General features: G+C 68.0%; 14 protein-coding genes. 3 read left to right on the top strand and 11 right to left on the bottom strand.

Going from position 1 to position 17,493, the window contains the following annotated elements; all coding sequences use genetic code 11:
• Positions 1-48: 48 nt before the first annotated feature.
• From AC099J_RS03700 to AC099J_RS03665, 8 genes are all read right to left on the bottom strand, one after another.
• A complete protein-coding gene (locus AC099J_RS03700; protein WP_479613864.1) occupies positions 49-1,026 on the bottom strand; it encodes a tripartite tricarboxylate transporter substrate-binding protein in 978 nt (325 codons plus the stop codon).
• Positions 1,027-1,110: 84 nt separating this feature from the next.
• Entirely contained in the window at positions 1,111-2,370 is a 1,260-nt protein-coding gene (locus tag AC099J_RS03695; protein WP_479613863.1) for a phenylacetate--CoA ligase family protein, read from the bottom strand.
• Positions 2,371-2,430: 60 nt separating this feature from the next.
• Complete coding sequence (locus AC099J_RS03690) at positions 2,431-3,258, bottom strand: ABC transporter ATP-binding protein (protein WP_479613862.1); 828 nt, start codon at positions 3,256-3,258, stop codon at positions 2,431-2,433.
• Between the two features lie 12 nt (positions 3,259-3,270).
• Positions 3,271-4,578 (bottom strand): ABC transporter substrate-binding protein, encoded by a 1,308-nt coding sequence (locus AC099J_RS03685; RefSeq protein WP_479613861.1) that lies wholly within the window; start codon positions 4,576-4,578, stop codon positions 3,271-3,273.
• A gap of 84 nt (positions 4,579-4,662) precedes the next feature.
• Positions 4,663-5,727 (bottom strand): branched-chain amino acid ABC transporter permease, encoded by a 1,065-nt coding sequence (locus AC099J_RS03680; RefSeq protein ID WP_479613860.1) that lies wholly within the window; start codon positions 5,725-5,727, stop codon positions 4,663-4,665.
• 11 nt (positions 5,728-5,738) lie between these two features.
• Positions 5,739-6,668 carry a branched-chain amino acid ABC transporter permease gene (locus AC099J_RS03675; RefSeq protein ID WP_479613859.1) on the bottom strand — a complete coding sequence of 310 codons (930 nt, stop codon included), beginning with the start codon at positions 6,666-6,668 and terminating at the stop codon, positions 5,739-5,741.
• A 9-nt stretch (positions 6,669-6,677) separates the two neighbouring features.
• Positions 6,678-7,502 (bottom strand): ABC transporter ATP-binding protein, encoded by an 825-nt coding sequence (locus AC099J_RS03670; protein WP_479613858.1) that lies wholly within the window; start codon positions 7,500-7,502, stop codon positions 6,678-6,680.
• Positions 7,502-9,448 (bottom strand): AMP-dependent synthetase/ligase, encoded by a 1,947-nt coding sequence (locus AC099J_RS03665; RefSeq protein WP_479613857.1) that lies wholly within the window; start codon positions 9,446-9,448, stop codon positions 7,502-7,504. The genes AC099J_RS03670 and AC099J_RS03665 overlap by 1 nt, the downstream gene beginning before the upstream one ends.
• An 87-nt stretch (positions 9,449-9,535) precedes the next feature.
• Between AC099J_RS03665 and AC099J_RS03660 the strand changes: the two genes are divergently transcribed.
• The 3 genes from AC099J_RS03660 to AC099J_RS03650 all read left to right on the top strand — a co-directional run bounded on the left by AC099J_RS03660 (position 9,536) and on the right by AC099J_RS03650 (position 11,503).
• Positions 9,536-10,279, top strand: coding sequence for a Crp/Fnr family transcriptional regulator (locus AC099J_RS03660; RefSeq protein ID WP_479613856.1), 744 nt, complete (start codon positions 9,536-9,538; stop codon positions 10,277-10,279).
• A 127-nt stretch (positions 10,280-10,406) separates the two neighbouring features.
• A complete protein-coding gene (locus AC099J_RS03655) occupies positions 10,407-10,853 on the top strand; it encodes a FecR family protein (protein WP_479613855.1) in 447 nt (148 codons plus the stop codon).
• Positions 10,850-11,503, top strand: coding sequence for an OmpA family protein (locus tag AC099J_RS03650; protein WP_479613854.1), 654 nt, complete (start codon positions 10,850-10,852; stop codon positions 11,501-11,503). Before AC099J_RS03655 ends, AC099J_RS03650 begins: the two co-directional genes overlap by 4 nt.
• 20 nt (positions 11,504-11,523) lie before the next feature.
• Here the strand turns inward: AC099J_RS03650 and AC099J_RS03645 are convergent, their stop codons facing one another.
• The 3 genes from AC099J_RS03645 to AC099J_RS03635 are packed head-to-tail and all read right to left on the bottom strand — an operon-like array spanning position 11,524 to position 17,486.
• Positions 11,524-13,686 (bottom strand): CHASE2 domain-containing protein, encoded by a 2,163-nt coding sequence (locus AC099J_RS03645; RefSeq protein WP_479613853.1) that lies wholly within the window; start codon positions 13,684-13,686, stop codon positions 11,524-11,526.
• The gene (locus tag AC099J_RS03640) at positions 13,686-14,096 is read right to left on the bottom strand and encodes a response regulator transcription factor (protein ID WP_479613852.1); all 411 of its coding nucleotides are present in this window, start codon (positions 14,094-14,096) and stop codon (positions 13,686-13,688) included. The genes AC099J_RS03645 and AC099J_RS03640 overlap by 1 nt, the downstream gene beginning before the upstream one ends.
• Positions 14,097-17,486 (bottom strand): PAS domain S-box protein, encoded by a 3,390-nt coding sequence (locus AC099J_RS03635; RefSeq protein ID WP_479613851.1) that lies wholly within the window; start codon positions 17,484-17,486, stop codon positions 14,097-14,099.
• Positions 17,487-17,493: the final 7 nt, after the last annotated feature.

The following is a 17,493-nucleotide window of genomic DNA, read 5'->3' as shown; positions in this document are numbered from 1 at the left end:
ACCGCCGGGTGTGTGCCCGGCGGCTTTGTGTGAGGGATCAGGCTGCGATCAGTCGGCGTATGCGCCAGCGGCCTTGATGACGGGGCCGAAGCGGGTCACCTCGGCTTGCACGAACTTCTTGTGCTCGGCCGGGTCGGTGCGCTTGTCATTGGCGACCACGGCGCCCAGGCCCTCTTGCTTCTTGATGAATTCCGGGTCCTTCAGCGCGCCCTTCAGCGCCGTGTTCAGCTTGGCCAGCACCGGTGCGGGCGTGCCCTTGGGGGCATACAGGCCGTGCCAGATCGTGACCTGGAAGCCCTTCATCCCGGCTTCGTCCAGCGTAGGCAAATCCTTCAGCGCCGGCGTCGTCAAGCGCTTGCCGGTGGTCACTGCAAAGGCCTTGACCTTTTTGGATTCGATCTGCGCCGTGGTGTTGGTGGTCTGGTCGCACAGCAAGTCGATCTGGCCGCCCAGCAGATCGGCAATGGCAGGCGCCGTGCCCTTGTACGGCACGGTGACCATGTCGGCCTTCAACTCACTTTGGAACATGAGGCCGCACAGGTGCGAGGCCGAGCCCAGCCCGGCGTTGCCCAGGTTCACCTTGCCAGCGTTGGCGGCGATCCAGGTGCGCAGTTCGGCGAAGTTCTTGGCCTCCAGGCCAGGCTTGCCGATCAACGTCATGGGCACGTCGTTGACGATGCCCAAGTACTCAAAGTCGGTCTCGTAGTTGTACGACAGCTTGCGGTACAGCAACGGCGTGGTGGCCATGCCGACGTGCGTGACGAGCAGCGTGAAGCCGTCGTTCTTGGCGCGCGCGGCCTTGGTGGTGCCGATGGTGCTGCCGGCGCCGCCCAGGTTCTCGATGATGACGGGGTTGTTGCCCATCTGACGCTGCATCGCTTCAGCCAGGTCACGGGCCACACGGTCGGTCGGGCCGCCGGCGGCGAAGGGCACGATCATGGTGATGGGCTTGCCGCCCGGGAAATCCTGTGCCTGGGCGCCCAGCGCAGCCAACGACAGTACAGCTACGGTGCAAAGCTTGTTCATTCCATCTCCTGAAGCCAAAGTAACGAGGCGCGCATGGTAGCCCAAGCACGCCCCAGGAGAATGATGACAAATACCAGTGTGGGACTATTCGTAACTGCGTTGATCGTCGATCAGTTTGCCGTCGTCGGCCAGGCTGCCGGGCGCGCACCACTGCACCTCGCCGCGCAGCTTGGTCACTTCGCGGATGGCCTCGGCCACGCGCGCGGCCAGGGCTTCGTCCGGCGCCGCGCATTCGGCTTGCAGCGCCATCTGATCGCTGGCCATCGCGCCGCTGACAACCAGCCGCACGCGGCCGAGTTCGGGAAAGCGCCGCACGATCTCCTGCACCTGGCTGGGGTGCACGAACATGCCGCGCACCTTGGTGGTCTGGTCGGCCCGGCCCATCCAGCCGCGTATGCGCGTGTGGGTGCGACCGGTGGGGCAGTGGCCCGGCAGCACGGCTGACAGGTCACCGGTGCCGAAGCGCACCAGCGGATAGTCCGCGTCGAAGCTGGTCACGACCACCTCGCCGACCTCGCCTTCGTCCACCGGCAGGCCATCGGGGCCGACGATCTCGACGATGACCTGCTCGTCCAGCACCAGGCCCTCGCGCGCTTGCGTTTCGTAGGCGATGAGACCGATGTCTGCCGTGGCGTAGCACTGGTAGGCGGCCACCCCGCGTGCGGCGAACCAGTCGCGCAGCGAGGGTGGGCAAGCCTCGCCGCTGACCAGCGCCTTGGACAGCGACAGCGACTGCCCGGCCGCCTTCTCCAGCGCAATCTTCAAGAAGCTGGGGGTGCCGCAGTAACCGTGCGGGCGCAGATCGGCCATGGCCTGCAACTGCATCTCGGTGTTGCCCACACCACCGGGGAACACCGTGCAACCCAGCGCCAGCGCGCCCTCTTCCATCATGGCGCCCGCAGGCGTCAGGTGGTAGCTGAAGCAGTTGTGCACCAGGTCGCCGCGCCGAAAGCCGGCCGCGTACAGCGCGCGCGACATGCGCCAAGCGTCTGCTTCCTGCCCCTGCGGCTCATACAGCGGGCCAGGCGACTGGAACACGCGGCGTGCTGCGCGCGGCAACTTCAGCCCGTTCCAGCCGGCCGCCGCAAAGCCGCCGAACGGGTCGCCGCCGGCAGCGCGCGCGGCCTGCTGCTGCGCGAGCAGATCGTGTTTGCGCAGCACCGGCAGTTGCGCCAGCGCGGCGCGGTTGCCGATGGCGGCCGCGTCCACCTGCGCCAGCCGCACGGCCTGGGCCGGGCTGCCGGCCTTGGCCTGTGCCACGAGCGCCGGCAAGGCCGCCATCAGCGCGGCTTCGCGCTCAGCGGGGTCGCGCGTTTCGCGCGCATCGAGGGTGGCAGCTTGCATGCAGCGTTGCGCCCGCAGGCGGCTTGGTGGGTGGATGAACAGCGGGTGAGAGGTGTTGACTCAAGCCAACCAGCGCTTGCGGCGCTTGTAGCTCTTGACGTCGCGAAAGCTCTTGCGGCCTTCGCCGCCGGTGCCCAGGTAGAACTCCTTGACATCCTCGTTCTCGCGCAGTGCGCTGGCGGCGCCGTCCATGACGACGCGGCCGCTCTCCAGGATGTAGCCCGTGTCGGCGTAGCGCAGCGCCATGTTGGTGTTCTGCTCGGCCAAAAGGAAGGTCACGCCCTCCTTGGTGTTCAGGTCTTTCACGATCTCGAACACCTCCTCGACGATCTGCGGCGCCAGGCCCATGGAGGGCTCGTCCAGCAGCACCATCTTCGGGTTGGCCATCAACGCACGGCCGATGGCGCACATCTGCTGCTCGCCGCCGGAGGTGTAGGCCGCCTGGCTGGTGCGCCGGGTCTTGAGGCGCGGAAAGTAGTTGTAGACCTTCTCCAACGTCTGCTCGACCGCGGCCTTGCCGTCCTTGCGCGTGTAGGCGCCAGTCATCAGGTTGTCCTCGATGCTCAGGTGGGCAAAGCAGTGCCGGCCCTCCATGACCTGGATCACACCGCGATCGACGAGCTGGGCCGGCGTCAGGTTCTCGATGCGCTCGCCACGCAGCGAGACCGAGCCCTTGGTCACCGCCCCACGCTCGGCGTGCAGCAGGTTGGACACCGCCCTGAGCGTGGTGGTCTTGCCCGCCCCGTTGGCGCCCAGCAGGGCCACGATGCTGCCTTCGTCCACGCGCAGCGAGACACCCTTCAACACCAGAATCACATGGTTGTAGATGACCTCGATGCCGTTGACATCGAGGAACTCGCGGCGCTCGGCCGGGGCGGCAGCAGACATGGCGTCAGGCTCTCAGGAGCACGAACGCGGGGTGATGCTCTTGTCCTTGGCGTACTTGGCCGACAGCTCCTTGACCATGGGGTCGATCAGGCTCTTGTCGGATTGGTACCAGTCGGACGTAACGTTCCACTTGCCGCCATCCCACTGCACGATGCGCGCCCAGTCGGTGCCCATGTGGTCGGCGCAGGTGGTCTTGACCGGCCGCATGATCTCGCCGAAGCCCAGCGCCTTGAGCTTGTCGGCCGTGAGGTCCAGGTTCTCCATGCCCCACTTGACCTGCTCGGGCGTCATGACCTTGCCCTTGCCGTACTTCTCCTGCGCGGCGCGGATCGCCTCGACCTGCAGCATGGAGATCATCATGCCGCGCGTGTGCGCCATCGAGCTCGCGTCGGCCACGCTGCCGGCCGTGCCCTGGCCCTTGTCGTAGACATGGGTCTTCAAGTCGGTGTGGACCTTGTCCTTGGCCGCGCTGTTGTGGATGGTGATGGCGTTGTAGCCCTTGGCGCCGGTGCCGATGTCTTTCACGTCATGGTCCGAGCCAGCCCACCAGATGGCGTAGATCTTCTCGCGGGCAAAGCCGGTGGCCTGCGCCTCGCGCACGGCGGCTGGCGTCATCACGCCAGCGGACCACAGCAGCACGTAGTCGGGCCGCTGCTGGCGAATCTGCAGCCACACGGATTTCTGCTCGACGCCGGGAGGCGTGACCGGGAACAGCGAGAGCTCGAAGCCGTCTTTGGCAGCGCGCTTTTGCAGCAGCGGGATCGGCTCCTTGCCATAGGGCGAATCGTGGTAGACCAGCGCGATCTTCTTGCCCTTGAGGCTGCCCTTCTCCTTCTTGAGGATGTCCTGCACCATCACGTCGGCCGCCGTCCAGTAGGTGCCGAGCAGCGGGAAGTTCCACTCGAACACCGTGCCATCGACCGACTGCGACAAGCCATAGCCCATGGTGACCACGGAGCGCTTGTCGGCAAAGGCCTTGTCGGTCACCGCGAAGGTGATGCCGGTCGACTGCGTGTCGAAGCCGGAGGCGCCGCCGCCTTTGTTCTTGAGCCGCTCATAGCACTCCACGCCCTTGGCCGCGTCGTACGAGGTCTCACATTCCTCGAACGTCAGCTTGACGCCGTTGACGCCGCCGTCGCGCGCGTTCACGAGCTTCAGATAGTCCTGCTTGCCATCGGCCCATGGAATGCCCAGCGGCGCGAACTGGCCGGTGCGGTACACCAGGAGCGGCACGAACTGTTCGGCCTGGGCCTGGGCCTGCGGCGTGGCCATCAAGGACAGGCTGGCGGCGGCAAGGGCAGCGAGGGATCTCAGCTTCATCGGATGTCTCCTGGAAAAAGGCACGGTGGTGTGCAGGGTGGAAATCAAGGTGGGTCGGTGGGCAATCAAGGCGGTATCAGTGCGTCAGTGTGGGAAGGGCCACAGCCGCAGCTTCTCGCGCGCGGTCAGCCACAGGCGGGCCAGGCCATGCGGCTCGACGATCAGGAAGAACACGATCAGCGCGCCGAAAATCATGTGCTCCAGGTGCGAAGCCGTGGCCGTGGACAGCGGCAGGCCCAGCCAGTGCGGAACGTAGTTGAGCAGCAGCGGCAGCAGCACCATGAAGGCCGCGCCGAAGAGCGCGCCCGAGATCGAACCCAGCCCGCCGATGATGACCATGAACAACAGCTGGAACGAGCGGTCGATGCTGAAGGCCGCCGGCTCCCACGAGCCCAGGTGGATGAAGCCCCACAGCGCGCCAGCCACGCCGACGATGAAGGAGCTGACCGCAAAGGCCGACAGCTTGGCGTACACCGGGCGGATGCCGATCACGGCGGCCGCCACGTCCATGTCGCGGATCGCCATCCACTGGCGGCCGATGGCGCCGCGCACCAGGTTCTTGGCCATCAGCGCGAACAGGCAGACGATGCCCAGGCACAGCAGGTACTTCTGCACCGGCGTTTCGATGGGCATGCCGAAGAACGACAGCGCCCCGATGCTGACCGAGCCCGACGGTGAATCGTTGGTCACCCACTTGACGCGGTTGGTGAACCAGTCCGTGAAGAACTGCGCCGCCAGCGTGGCCACCGCCAGGTACAGCCCTCGGATGCGCAGACTGGGGATGCCGAACAGCACGCCGAACACCGTGGCCGCCAGGCCACCGCCGATCAGCGAGACGGCCAGCGGCATGCCGTCAAAGCGCACCTGCAGGTTGAAGGCCGCATAGGCACCGATGGCCATGAAAGCGCCCGTGCCCAGCGAGATCTGGCCGCAGTAGCCGACCAGGATGTTCAGCCCGAGCGCTGCCAGCGACAGGATCAGGAACGGGATCAGCACGGCGCGGAAGAAGTAGTCGCTGGCCAACAGCGGCACGGCGACAAAGGCCACCGCCAGCAGCACGTACAAGGCGATGCGGTCCTGCAGCACCGGGAAGATCTGCAGGTCGGCGCGGTAGGTCTGCTTGAACTGGCCGTTTTCGCGGTAAAGCATGTCAGTGGTCCTTACACGCGATCAATGATTTTGTCGCCGAACAATCCCTGGGGACGGAACAGCAGGAAGCCGAGTGCCAGCACGTAGGCGAACCAGTTCTCGATGCCGCCGCCCAGCATGGGGCCGATGTAGATCTCCGACAGCTTCTCGCCGGCGCCGATGATCAGCCCGCCGACGATGGCGCCGGGCACAGAGGTGAGCCCGCCCAGGATCACCACCGGCAGCGCCTTCAGCGCCACCAGCGAGATGGAAAACTGCACGCCGAGCTTGGAGCCCCAGATGATGCCGGCCACCAGCGCGACGATGCCGCCGATGGTCCAGACGATGACCCAGATGCGCGACAGCGGGATGCCGATGGACTGCGCGGCCTGGTGGTCATCGGCCACGGCACGCAGCGCGCGGCCGGTCGGCGTCTTTTGGAAGAACAGCGTGAGGCCGATCACCAGCAGCGCCGAGATCAGCGCGGCGTACAGGTCTTCCTTGCTGAGCAGCAAGCCACCCTCGAAGGTGCCCTCCAGCACCATCATCGGGTCCTTGGGCATGCCGACGTCGATCTTGTAGGTGGCGCTGCCGAAAAGCAGCTGGCCTGCGCCGTCGATGAAATAGGCGATGCCCAGCGTGGCCATCAGCAGCGCGATGGGTTCCTGCCCGACCAGCTGGCGCAGGGCCAGCCGCTCGATCAGCCAGGCCAGCACGGCCATGACCACGATGGCCGCGATCAGCGCCAGCACGTTGGCCAGCACCAGGCTCTCAAAGCCGAACCACTTGGGGAACCACTCCGAGAAGCGCGCCATGGCCAGCGCGGCGAACAGCACCATCGCACCCTGCGCGAAGTTGAAGACGCCCGAGGCCTTGAAGATCAGCACGAAGCCGAGCGCCACCAACGCGTAGAGCATGCCGGCCATGAGGCCGCCGAACAGTGTTTCGAGGAAGAATCCCATGGCGCGCTTTCAGTGGTTCGTGCCGAGATAGGCGGAGATCACGTCGTCGTTGGCGCGCACTTCCTCGGGCGTGCCGTCGCCGATCTTCTTGCCGTAGTCGAGCACGACCACGCGGTCCGAGATGTCCATCACCACGCCCATGTCGTGCTCGATCAGCACGACCGTGGTGCCGAACTCGTCGTTCACGTCGAGGATGAAGCGGCACATGTCCTGCTTCTCTTCGACGTTCATGCCGGCCATGGGTTCGTCGAGCAGCAGCACCTGCGGCTCCATGGCCAGCGCCCGGCCCAGGTCGACGCGCTTTTGCAGGCCGTAGGGCAGGCGCCCCACCGGCGTCTTGCGAAAGGGCTGGATCTCCAGGAAATCGATGATGCGTTCGACCTTCTCGCGGTTGGCGATCTCCTCGCGCTCGGCCGGCCCCCAGCGCAACGCCTGCAGCAGGATGTTGCTGTGCATGCGCAGGTTGCGGCCGGTCATGATGTTGTCCAACACGCTCATGCCCTTGAACAGCGCCAGGTTCTGGAACGTGCGCGCCACGCCCATCTCGGCCACCTGGCGCGAGTTCATGTGCTTGAAGGTCTCGCCGCGGAAGGTGATGGCGCCCTCCTGCGGCTGGTACACGCCGTTGATGCAGTTCAGCATCGAACTCTTGCCCGCGCCATTGGGGCCGATGATGGCGCGCACCTCGTGCTCGCGCACGTCGAAGCTGATGTCGGTCAGCGCCTTGACGCCGCCAAAGCGCAGGCTGATGTTCTTCACTTCCAGGATCACCTCGCCGATGCGGCGGCCGGTGGTGGTAAGGGCAGTGGCTTCAGTCATGGTCGAGGCATTCATCACGCGGCCTTCTTCACGGGGGCGAAGGTCTTGGCGTCGCCGATGCGCAGCGTGGCGCTGACGCTGCCGGTGCGGCCGTCCTCGAACTTGACCTGGGTTTCAATGAACTGTTCGGTCTTGCCGCCATACAGCGCGTCGACCAGCACGGCGTACTTCTCGGCGATGAAGCCGCGGCGGACTTTGTTGGTGCGCGTGAGCTCGTTGTCGTCGGCGTCCAGTTCCTTGTGCAGCACCAGGAAGCGGCTGACCTGGCTGCCGGCCAGCATGGTGTCTTGCGCGAGGTCGGCGTTGACCTTCTCCACGCACTCGCGCATCAGCTCGTAGACCTCGGGCTTTTGCGCCAGGTCGGTGTAGCCGGCATACGGCAGGTTGCGGCGCTCGGCCCAGTTGCCCACGGCATCGAAATCGATGTTCAGCATCACGCTGACCGTAGCCCGCCCGTCGCCATAGGCCACGGCCTCCTTGATGTGGGGGAAGAACTTGAGCTTGTTCTCCACATACTTGGGCGCGAACATGGCGCCGTCGTTGGCGCCGCCAGCCAGCCTGCCGACGTCCTTCACGCGGTCGATGATCTTCAGGTGGCCATGCGCATCGATGAAGCCGGCGTCGCTGGTGTGGTACCAGCCGTCGGGCGTCAGCACTTCGTCGGTGGCCTTCTGATTCTTGTAGTAGCCCTTGAGCAGACCGGACGAGCGCACCAGGATCTCGCCGTTGTCGGCCACCTTGATCTCCACGCCCTGGATCGGCACGCCCACGGTGTCGGCGCGCACTTCGTGGTCGGGCTGCAGGCAGACGAACACGGCGGTCTCGGTCGAGCCGTAAAGCTGCTTGAGGTTGATGCCGATGGCGCGGTAGAAGGCGAACAGATCGGGGCCGATGGCCTCGCCGGCGGTGTAGGCAACGCGCACGCGCGAGAACCCCAGCGTGTTGCGCAGCGGGCCATAGACCAGCAGGTCGCCGAGCGCGTACTTCAGCCGGTCCATGAAGCCCAGCGTCTGGCCGTCCATGCGCGCGGGGCCGACACGCCGCGCCACGTCCATGCAGCGGTGGAACATCGCGCGCTTGATGCTGCCCGCGTCCTCCATGCGGATCATGACGCTGGTCAGCAGGCCCTCGAAGATGCGCGGCGGCGCGAAGTAGTAGGTCGGGCCGATCTCTTTCAGGTCGATGGTGACGGTGGCGGCCGACTCGGGGCAGTTGACGACGTAGCCGCACGCCAGCCACTGCGCGTAGCTGAAGATGTTCTGCCCGATCCAGGCCGGTGGCAGGTAGGCCAGCACGTCTTCTGCCGAGGTGAGCTTGTCGAAGTCGGCACCGGCGCGTGCGCGGTCCAGCAGGCTGGCATGGGTGTGGACCACGCCCTTGGGGTTGCCGGTGGTGCCGGAGGTGAAGAACATCGCGGCCACATCGGTGGGCTGGGTTTCGGCAACCCACGACGCGAAAAGGCCCGGCGACTGCGCAGCGCGCGCGCGGCCGTCGTCCAGCAGATCCGAGAGGCTGGCCAGGCCCGCGTCCGTGTAGTGGCGCAGGCCGCGCGGGTCGTCATACCAGATGTGGGTCAACGCGGCGTGCTGCACCCGCACTTCGATCATCTTGTCGACCTGCTCCTGGTCTTCGACCACGCACATGCGCACCTCGGCATTGCCGAGGGGGAACACGCACTCGGCAGCCGCCGCATCCTGGTACAGTGGCACCGGAATCGCGCCCAGCGCCTGTGCGGCCAGCATGGTGGCGTACAGCCGCGGCCGGTTCGAGCCCACCACGGCCAGGTGCTCGCCACGCTGCAGGCCGGCCGCATGCAGGCCGCAGGCGGTCGCTTCGACCATCGTCGCCAGCGCGCGCCAGGTCAGCGTCTGCCAGATGCCGAACTCCTTCTCGCGCATGGCAGGCGCATCGGGGCGCTCGCTTGCATGCTGGAGCAGCAGTTTCGGAAAGGTCGTGTCCATAAGACTCCTCGAATGGCCGGCGGTGGCGTGGCGCGAATACTAGGCGCCACTTTGACGCCGCGATGTCGGCTCGACGACAATCCTAGGGTGACCCCTCCCCCGGACTTACCCCAATCGTTGCTGCACCACCGGCGCCGTGCGCCAACGGTGCGCGAACTCGGCGGCATCCCCTGGCTGGCGCCGTTGACGCCGGCCGAGCGCGCGCGTGTGCTGCCCGAGATCACGGCCGGCGATGCGCTGCCCGGCGACCATGTCTGCCGCATGGGCCGGCCCGTGACCTACTGGTTCGGCGTGATCGAGGGCTTGCTGAAGATGAGTTCGGAGACCGCGCAGGGCCAGACCACGACGTTCGCCGGCCTGCCCTCGGGCGGCTGGTTCGGCGAGGGCACGGTGCTCAAGCGCGAACCCTACCGCTACAACATCCAGGCCTTGCGCAAGAGCGTGGTGGCGGGCCTGCCGGTGGACAGCTTCCACTGGCTGCTGGACCACTCGATCGGCTTCAACCGCTTCATCATGAACCAGCTGAACGAGCGGCTGGCGCAGTTCATCGCGGCGCGCGAAATCGACCGCATGGCCGACCCCGATGTGCGCGTGGCGCGCAACCTGGCGGCGTTGTTCAACCCTGTGCTGTACCCGGGCGTGGGCGAGGTGCTGCGCATCACGCAGCAGGAACTGGCGTATCTGGTGGGCCTGTCGCGCCAGCGCGTGAACGAGGCGCTGGCCACGCTGCAATCGACCGGGCAGATCCGCATCGAGTACGGCGGCCTGCGCGTGCTGGACTTGGCGGCGCTGCGCGGCCTGGCACCCGCAGAGACCGCGCTTCCCGGCTGATGCTGCTGACGCCGCCTCCGGCCAGCGCACTGTCTGGCGGTTGTGTGATCTAGCGGGTGGCCGCGGCGGGCTTGAGCGTGTATGGTTCTGACCCGCCTCACTTTTGCGTCTGCGAACGCACACGGTCATGAAACAACTTCTCCGCATGTGCGGCCTTGTCAGCTTTGCAATCTTGACGATTGCCCAGGCATGGGCCGGACCACCCGCGGGCTTCGTCAAATCGGTGTCTGGCGAGGCCAGCATCGCCAGCGGCGGCACAACCACTGCAGCGCTGCCCGGCAGCCCCCTGTCCATTGGTGACGTGGTGCGCACCGGCGCCAATGGCAGCGTGGGCCTGACGCTGCGCGACAACACGCTGCTGTCGTTCGGCCCCTCGACCACGTTCACACTGGAGGAATTTCTGTTCGCGCCGGCCGAGGGCGAACTGCTGCTGGGTGGCGCCATCACGGCCGGCAGCCTGCACTACGTATCGGGCGCCATTGCGAAACTGAAACCCGATGCGGTCAAAGTCAAGACGCCGACCGGTGTCATCGGCGTGCGTGGCACGCGCTTCGTGGTCGTGGTCGAGCAATGAGCCTCGGCCACCCTCTCGCACAGGCCGGCAGCGCAACCGACGGGGCTGGTTCACCACGCAGGTTCGCCTCGCATGCCGGCGGCCTGCTGGTGGCGCTGGCGTTGGTCGGCTGCGCGGCACCGCCGCGCTCGTATGTGGCGCTCCTGGCCAACCAGGACGGCAGCACCGGCAAGGTGGTGTACGCCGGCCTCCAGGGCAGCGCGGAACTGAACCAGCCGCTCCAGGCCGCAGCGCTGCAGGGCCAGCCGCGGACGTTCACGGTGTCCGAGCAGCAGCTGCAGCGCGACGCCGGGGCGGCGATCTCCGCACAGCCGCGCCCACCCCGTGTCTTCGTCGTGTATTTCGAGCCCGGCGACACGCAGATCACGCCAGAATCGCTGGCGCTGCTGCCCCAGGTTCTGGAAGAAGTGCGCAGCCGCCCGGGTGCCGACCTGGCCATCATCGGCCACACGGACACGCAGGCCAATGAGACGCAAAACGCAGCGCTTTCGGTGCGCCGTGCCGAACAGGTGGCCGAGTTGCTCAAAGAGGCCCGCGACTCTGCGGCGTCCACCGAAATCAGCTCGCATGGCGAACGCAACCTGCTGGTGATGACGCCGGACGAGACCAACGAGCCGCGCAACCGCCGCGTCGAGATCACGGTGCGCTGAACCGGCGGCGCGCCACCGCGCTACTTGCGGTCGAGCACGATCAAGTCACCGGTCTCGCCATTGCGCAGCCGCTGCAGGTGCACGGCCACCAGCCCGTCATCCGGATCGGTGAGCGCCAGCGCCTCGAAGGCGGCCAGCGCCTCGGGCCGCTGCTGCTCCATCAGCGCATAGGCGGCGTTGTAGGCCGCAGCGGCGGCTTCGTCGACCGGCAGGTCGAGCCCATCGCGCAAGGGCTGGAACACGCGCAGCGCGCGCGACTTGCCTTTGAGCACCAGCCGGCCCATGCAGCGCACGCGCGCGCCGCTGCAGCCGGCGAGCAGATCTTCGGACACGCACACGCGCGTTCCCAGGTACTTGTTGGCCCCCTCCAGGCGTGACGCGGTGTTGACCGCATCGCCCAGCGCACGGTAGTCGAACATGGTGCTGCCGCCAAAGTTGCCGATGATCACTTCGCCGCAGTGCACGCCGATGCGTGTGTGGCCCAGCGCCACGCCGCGTGACTGGCGCACCCGTGTGAAGGCCTGGGCGAAGCGCTGCATTTCCAGCGCGCAGTCCAGTGCACGCTGGCGGTGGTCGGCCTGCGGAATCGGGGCCGAGAACATGATCGCCAGCGCGTCGCCGATGATGCGGTCCAGCGTGCCCTCGTGGCGAAAGACGATGGCGATCATGCCGTCCAGGTAACGGTTCAGCAGGCCCACGGCCTCGGCCGGATCGATGCGTTCCATCAGTGTGGTGAAGCCCACCAGGTCGGTGAAGATAAAGCTGCACGTGCGCCGCTCGCCCGACAGCGCCAGCTGCTCGGGGTGCCGCACGATGTGCGAGACCAGATTGGGCGACACATAGCGCGAGAAGGCCTGCGAGACCCAGCGCCGGCGCTGTTCGCTCAGGTGGTGGCGCAGCAGGCTCAGCAACCCGTAGGTCACCAGCACGCCCAGGGCCGGCGTCAGCGGGTCGAGCAGCAGGCGCCCACTGCTGAACGCCCACCAGCCGGCCGCCCCGTAGCCGGTGACCAGGCCGAGCGCGGCCAGCGCGGACAAGACCGGCCCGGCGTTCAGCGCCAGCACGCCGGCCAGCAGGCCGCCGAGCAGCAGCGCCAGCGCCTCCGTCGCCACGGCCCAGGACGGGCGCACCAGGAAATCCAGCGTCAGCGCCTGCTCCAGCGCCTGCGCATGCACTTCCACGCCGGGGATCACGCCCAGCGGGTTGAACCGCAGGTCCATCAAGCCAGGGGCCGAACTGCCGACCAACAGCAACCGGCCCTGCAGCGCCTCCGGCGGCACCTGCCCCGCCAGCAACTTCCAGGCAGGGATGGCGCGCGACGGCACCGGCTCGGCGTAGTGGATCCATAGCTCGCCGCTGGCCGTGACCGGCAGCGCCACGCGGCCCACCCGCACCTCCGCCAGGCCACCACCGGCTGCGCGCGCGCGCAGCAAGACGTTGGTCTGGCCCTGCCCCACGCGCAGCATCTCGACGGCCATGGCGGGCAACAACCGGTCGGCCACGCGCGCCACCAGCGGCAGCCGGCGGATCACGCCGTCGCCGTCGGGCACGAAGGCCATCGCACCGTGGCCGGCTGCGGCTTCGGCCAGCACCGGCAGCACCGGCCCCACGTCGTCGTACACCGGCACCTCGCCGGCAGGCGCCGTGCCCTGCAGCACGAAGCGCGCGCGCCCGGGCAATGCCGGCGCCCCGGCATCGGCCACACCAGGCCCGGCCGAAAGCAGCGTGAAGCCCAGCACTGCCCGGCCCGTGCCCAGGGCCTGCGCGAAGACGGTGTCGTGGTCCGGCAGGTGCTCCAAGGCGGCGCGCTCGATGGGCGGCAGGCGCCAGGTCTGCGCCATGGCGCCGGGTGAGGTGCGGTCCGGCTCGGAGAAGGCAACGTCAAAGCCGATGGCCGCCGCCTGTCCGGCCCGCGCCAGATCGACCAGTTCGGCCATGCGCGTGCGCGGCCAGGGCCACTGGCCGATGCGCGCCAGGCTCTCCTCGTCCACGTCGATGATGCGCACCGCTGTGTCCTTCCATTCACGCGGCTGCCAGCGCTGGTACTGGTCGAAAACCTGGTGCCGCAACGCATGCAACCAGCGCGGGTCCGACAGCAGCACCGCCCCGGCCGCCAGCAACACCACCAGCAGGGTGGCGCCGTGCCCGACGGCACGCCACGAAAGTGCATCGCGCCAACGCATCAGGACTCCGGCGACACCGGTGCGCCCGGCGCCAGCAGGCTGCGAATGCAGGCCAGCAGCGCCGCACGGCGAAAGGGCTTGGCCACGTAGGCCATGGCGCCAGCAGACAGCCCGGCCTGCACGTCGCCGGCATCGGCCCGCGCGGTGAGCAACACCACCGGCAGCGCGGCCGTGCGCGGGTCGGCCCGCAGGCCGCGCAGCAGCGCGTGGCCGTCCAGGCCGGGCATCATCAGGTCGCTGAGGACCAGGTCGGGCAGCTGCGGCAGGCCGGCGTGGATCAGCGCCAGGGCCTCGTCACCGCTGGCGGTCAGACTCACGCGAAAGCCCTCGAAACGCAACAACCGGCCCAGGTTGGCGCGGATGCCGGCCTCGTCTTCGGCCACCAGGATGTGGGCGGGTAGCAGCGTCATTTACAGCACGATGGTGAAACAGCAGCCGCCGCCCGGCGCATCCTGCAGCGCAATGCTGCCGCCGTGCACTTCCACCGCCTTTTTGACGATGGCCAGGCCCAACCCCGTGCCCGGGATGCTGCCGACGTTGCTGGCGCGGTGAAAGGATTCGAACAGGTGGCGCTGCTCATGCGCAGGGATGCCGATGCCCTGGTCGGACACCTCGAAGCGCCGGCGCCCGCCGTCATCGGTGACGCGCAGCCGCACGTCGCCGCCGGCCGGCGAGTACTTCACAGCGTTGGACAGCAGGTTGTCCAGCACGTGGCGCAGCAGCTTTTCGTCGAAGCTGCCGGTGGGGCCAGCGCACTGGTAGTCCAGCACGATGTGGGCGGCGCGTTGCGGATGCTGGGCGCGCAGCTCGTGGATGCAGCGCTGGCACAGCGCGTGCAGGTCCAGCGGCTGCGGTCGGCATTCCAGCATCTGCGCATCGGCCTGGCCGATCAGCAGCACGCGGTCGAGCATGCCGGTCATGCGCTGCACGCCGGCGACGATGCCGTTCAGCACCTCGCGCCGCTCGGCCTCGGGCATGCGTTCGCCGTAGTGATCGAGCAGCTCGGCGGACGACAGGATGGTGGCCAGCGGCGTGCGGAACTCATGGCTGGTCATGGACACGAAGCGTGAACGCAGCACGTTCAGCTCCTGCTGGCGCGCCAGCGCGGCGCGCAAGTCGTCCTCGGCCCGCTTGCGGTCGGTGATGTCCAGAAACGTCCAGATCGCGCCGGCCTCGGGGTCGCTGCCGAACACGCAGCGCCCGGCCAGCTGCACCCAGATCCGCGTGCCGTCCTTGCGCACCATCTGGCGCTCGGTGGTGAAGTGGCCGTCGCGCCGCAGGTGCTCGGCCGTCTCCGCGCCTTCGCGCGCGTAGCTGTCGTCGTCGGGGTACAACTGGCGCGACGACTGCCCGGTCAGCTCCTCGCGGCTGTAGCCCATCATCTCGACGAACTTGTCGTTGACCCAGCGGATCTGGCGGTTCACGTTGAAGGCGATGCCCACCAGCACGCTGCCGAAGATGGCCTCTCGCTCGGACGAGGTGCGCTGCAGCGCGACCTCGAGTTCCTTGCGCTCGGTGACATCCATCACCGTCCACACGGTGCCCTCGGCGGGGTCGTGCGCGTTCACGGCCTTGCCCGTGATCGAGGCCCAGAACAGCGTGCCGTCGCGCCGACGCATGCGCAGCTCACCCTCGAAACTGCGCTGTGTGCGCATGCTGGCCTCGATCTGAGCATTCGCAGCGCGAAACGCGGTGGCCGAGGGGAAAACCTCCTGCAGCCGCACGGCCGGCCAGTCGGTCGGCGCCACGCTGGCGCCCTCGCCACCGAAAAGGCGGGCCATCGCGCGATTGGCCCAGCGCAGGCTGCGCTCCTGCGTCAGGAAGGCAATGCCGACCAGCGAGTTCTCCAGGATGGTTTCGCGCTCGGCCAGCGTGCCCTGCAGCCGCGCCTCCAGCAGCTTGCGTTGGCTCACATCGGAGAAGAAGGCGAGCGAGGCAGTGCCGCCATCCCACGGCACCAGCGTCACGCCGATCTCGATCCAGGTGGTGCTGCCGTCGTCGTGCACCAGGCGCGTCTCGTAGCGGCCGGGGGCCGGCGCGCCGGCCAGCCGGCGGCGCTGCATCTCGGCCACCATGGCCTGGTCGTCGGGGTGCACGCGCTCCAGGAAGCTGTGGCCGATCGTCTGCTCGCGGCTGCGCCGGGCGATCTGCAACGCACGCTGGTTGACGAACACGAGGACGCCGTTCTGCACCACGACCATGCCCTCGCCGACGTGCTCGACCACGGCGCGGTAGCGTTCCTCGGAGCGGTGCATCGCCTCCAGCATGATCTTGCGGTCGGTGATGTCGTTGAAGAACGTCAGCGTGGCGCGCTGGCCCGACCAGGGCACGATGGTGGTGCCCATCTCGATCCAACGCACGCCGCCATCACGGTCCACCAGCCGCAGCTCGTAGCGCCCCACGACCTTGTCGCCGGCCAGGCGGCGGCGGCGGCGCTCCAGCATCATCTGCAGGTCGTCCGGGTGCACCAGGTGCAGGTAGCCGAGCCGGTCGAGCTCTTCGCGCGACAGGCGCAGGATCTCCAGCCCGCGCGCATTCACGAACACCGGCTTGTTCAGCTCGATCACCACCAGCGTGCCCTCGCCCGCGTGCTCGACCACGGCGCGCAGACGCTCCTCCGACACGCGCACCTCCTCCAGCATCTTCTTGCGCTCGGTGACGTCCGAGAAAAATGTCAGCGCCGCCGGTTTGCCGCCCCAGGGCACGACGGCCACGCCGATGGCGATCCAGCGCACCACGCCGCCCGGCAACAGCAGGCGCAACTCGTAGTGCGAGGGTGGGTGCCCACCGGCCAGCCGGCGGCGCTGGCGCTCCAGCACCAGGGCCTGGTCGTCGGGGTGCACGCGCGTCAAAAAACCGATCTGCTGCATCTGCACCAGCGGCATGTCCACGATCTCGGCGGCACGCGGGTTGGCGAAGACCACCTTCTCGTCCTGGATCACGACCATGCCTTCGGACAGGTGCTCGACGACCGAGCGGTAGCGCTCCTCGGACACGCGCAGCGCCTCCGTCATGGCCTTGCCCGCCGTGATGTCGGCGAAGAACACCATGGTGGCAGGGCGCCCTTCCCAGGGCACGGCGGTGGCGTGCACGTCCAGCCAGCGCACGGTGCCGTCGTCGTCCTGGCGCCGCAGCTCGTAGCGGCGCGGCACCTCACTGCCGCGCTGGCGCTCGCGCTGACGCCGGGCGGCCAGCGGACGGTCGTCCGGATGCAGCCACTGCAGGTAGTCGGCCCCGGCCACGGTGGCGGGGTCGACGCGCACGATCTCAACCGCACGCGCATTCCAGAACGCCACGCGGCCATCCTGGATCACCGCCATGCCCTCGCCCAGGTGCTCGACCAGCGAGCGGTAGCGCGCCTCGGACTGACGTAGCGCGCGCTGCGTGGATTGGCGCTCGGAGACATCGCGCAGCAGCATGCCGGCCACGCCGCCCTCCGGGCCGGGCAGCGTGAACAGCGACAGTTCCAGCGTGATGGGCCGGCCGTCACGGCGCAGCACCTCGATCTCCACCAGGCCGTCCAGCCCGCGCGCGGCGCCGGTGCGCAGGTAGGGCTCCAGCCCGCTCTCGTGCAGCGCATCGACATCGGCCGGCACGATCAGCGTGGCCAGCGGCTGGCCCACGGCCTCGGCGTGCGACCAGCCGAGCATGCGCTCGGCACTCGGGTTCCAGGCGACCACCAGGCCCTGGGAATCGGTGGCGACCAGCCCGTCGCGCGCATGCGCCAGCAGTTGGGCGGCGTCCACGCAGGGCGAAGGCCGGCCGATCGGTCCCTCGAACTGTGGGGTGTCGGCGGTCATGGTGCGG

The organism is Rhodoferax sp. RT4P68, assembly GCF_056521305.1.
This window is presented reverse-complemented; position numbering and strand designations above follow the sequence as displayed.

Bases quoted from the DNA above. Each gene is read 5' to 3' on its own strand.
- AC099J_RS03680 (WP_479613860.1), bottom strand. From the start codon at position 5,727: ATGCTTTACCGCGAAAACGGCCAGTTCAAGCAGACCTACCGCGCCGAC.
- AC099J_RS03685 (WP_479613861.1), bottom strand. From the start codon at position 4,578: ATGAAGCTGAGATCCCTCGCTGCCCTTGCCGCCGCCAGCCTGTCCTTG.
- AC099J_RS03670 (WP_479613858.1), bottom strand. From the start codon at position 7,502: ATGAATGCCTCGACCATGACTGAAGCCACTGCCCTTACCACCACCGGC.
- AC099J_RS03640 (WP_479613852.1), bottom strand. From the start codon at position 14,096: ATGACGCTGCTACCCGCCCACATCCTGGTGGCCGAAGACGAGGCCGGC.
- AC099J_RS03650 (WP_479613854.1), top strand. From the start codon at position 10,850: ATGAGCCTCGGCCACCCTCTCGCACAGGCCGGCAGCGCAACCGACGGG.
- AC099J_RS03635 (WP_479613851.1), bottom strand. From the start codon at position 17,486: ATGACCGCCGACACCCCACAGTTCGAGGGACCGATCGGCCGGCCTTCG.
- AC099J_RS03700 (WP_479613864.1), bottom strand. From the start codon at position 1,026: ATGAACAAGCTTTGCACCGTAGCTGTACTGTCGTTGGCTGCGCTGGGC.
- AC099J_RS03665 (WP_479613857.1), bottom strand. From the start codon at position 9,448: ATGGACACGACCTTTCCGAAACTGCTGCTCCAGCATGCAAGCGAGCGC.
- AC099J_RS03645 (WP_479613853.1), bottom strand. From the start codon at position 13,686: ATGCGTTGGCGCGATGCACTTTCGTGGCGTGCCGTCGGGCACGGCGCC.
- AC099J_RS03690 (WP_479613862.1), bottom strand. From the start codon at position 3,258: ATGTCTGCTGCCGCCCCGGCCGAGCGCCGCGAGTTCCTCGATGTCAAC.
- AC099J_RS03675 (WP_479613859.1), bottom strand. From the start codon at position 6,668: ATGGGATTCTTCCTCGAAACACTGTTCGGCGGCCTCATGGCCGGCATG.
- AC099J_RS03695 (WP_479613863.1), bottom strand. From the start codon at position 2,370: ATGCAAGCTGCCACCCTCGATGCGCGCGAAACGCGCGACCCCGCTGAG.
- AC099J_RS03655 (WP_479613855.1), top strand. From the start codon at position 10,407: ATGAAACAACTTCTCCGCATGTGCGGCCTTGTCAGCTTTGCAATCTTG.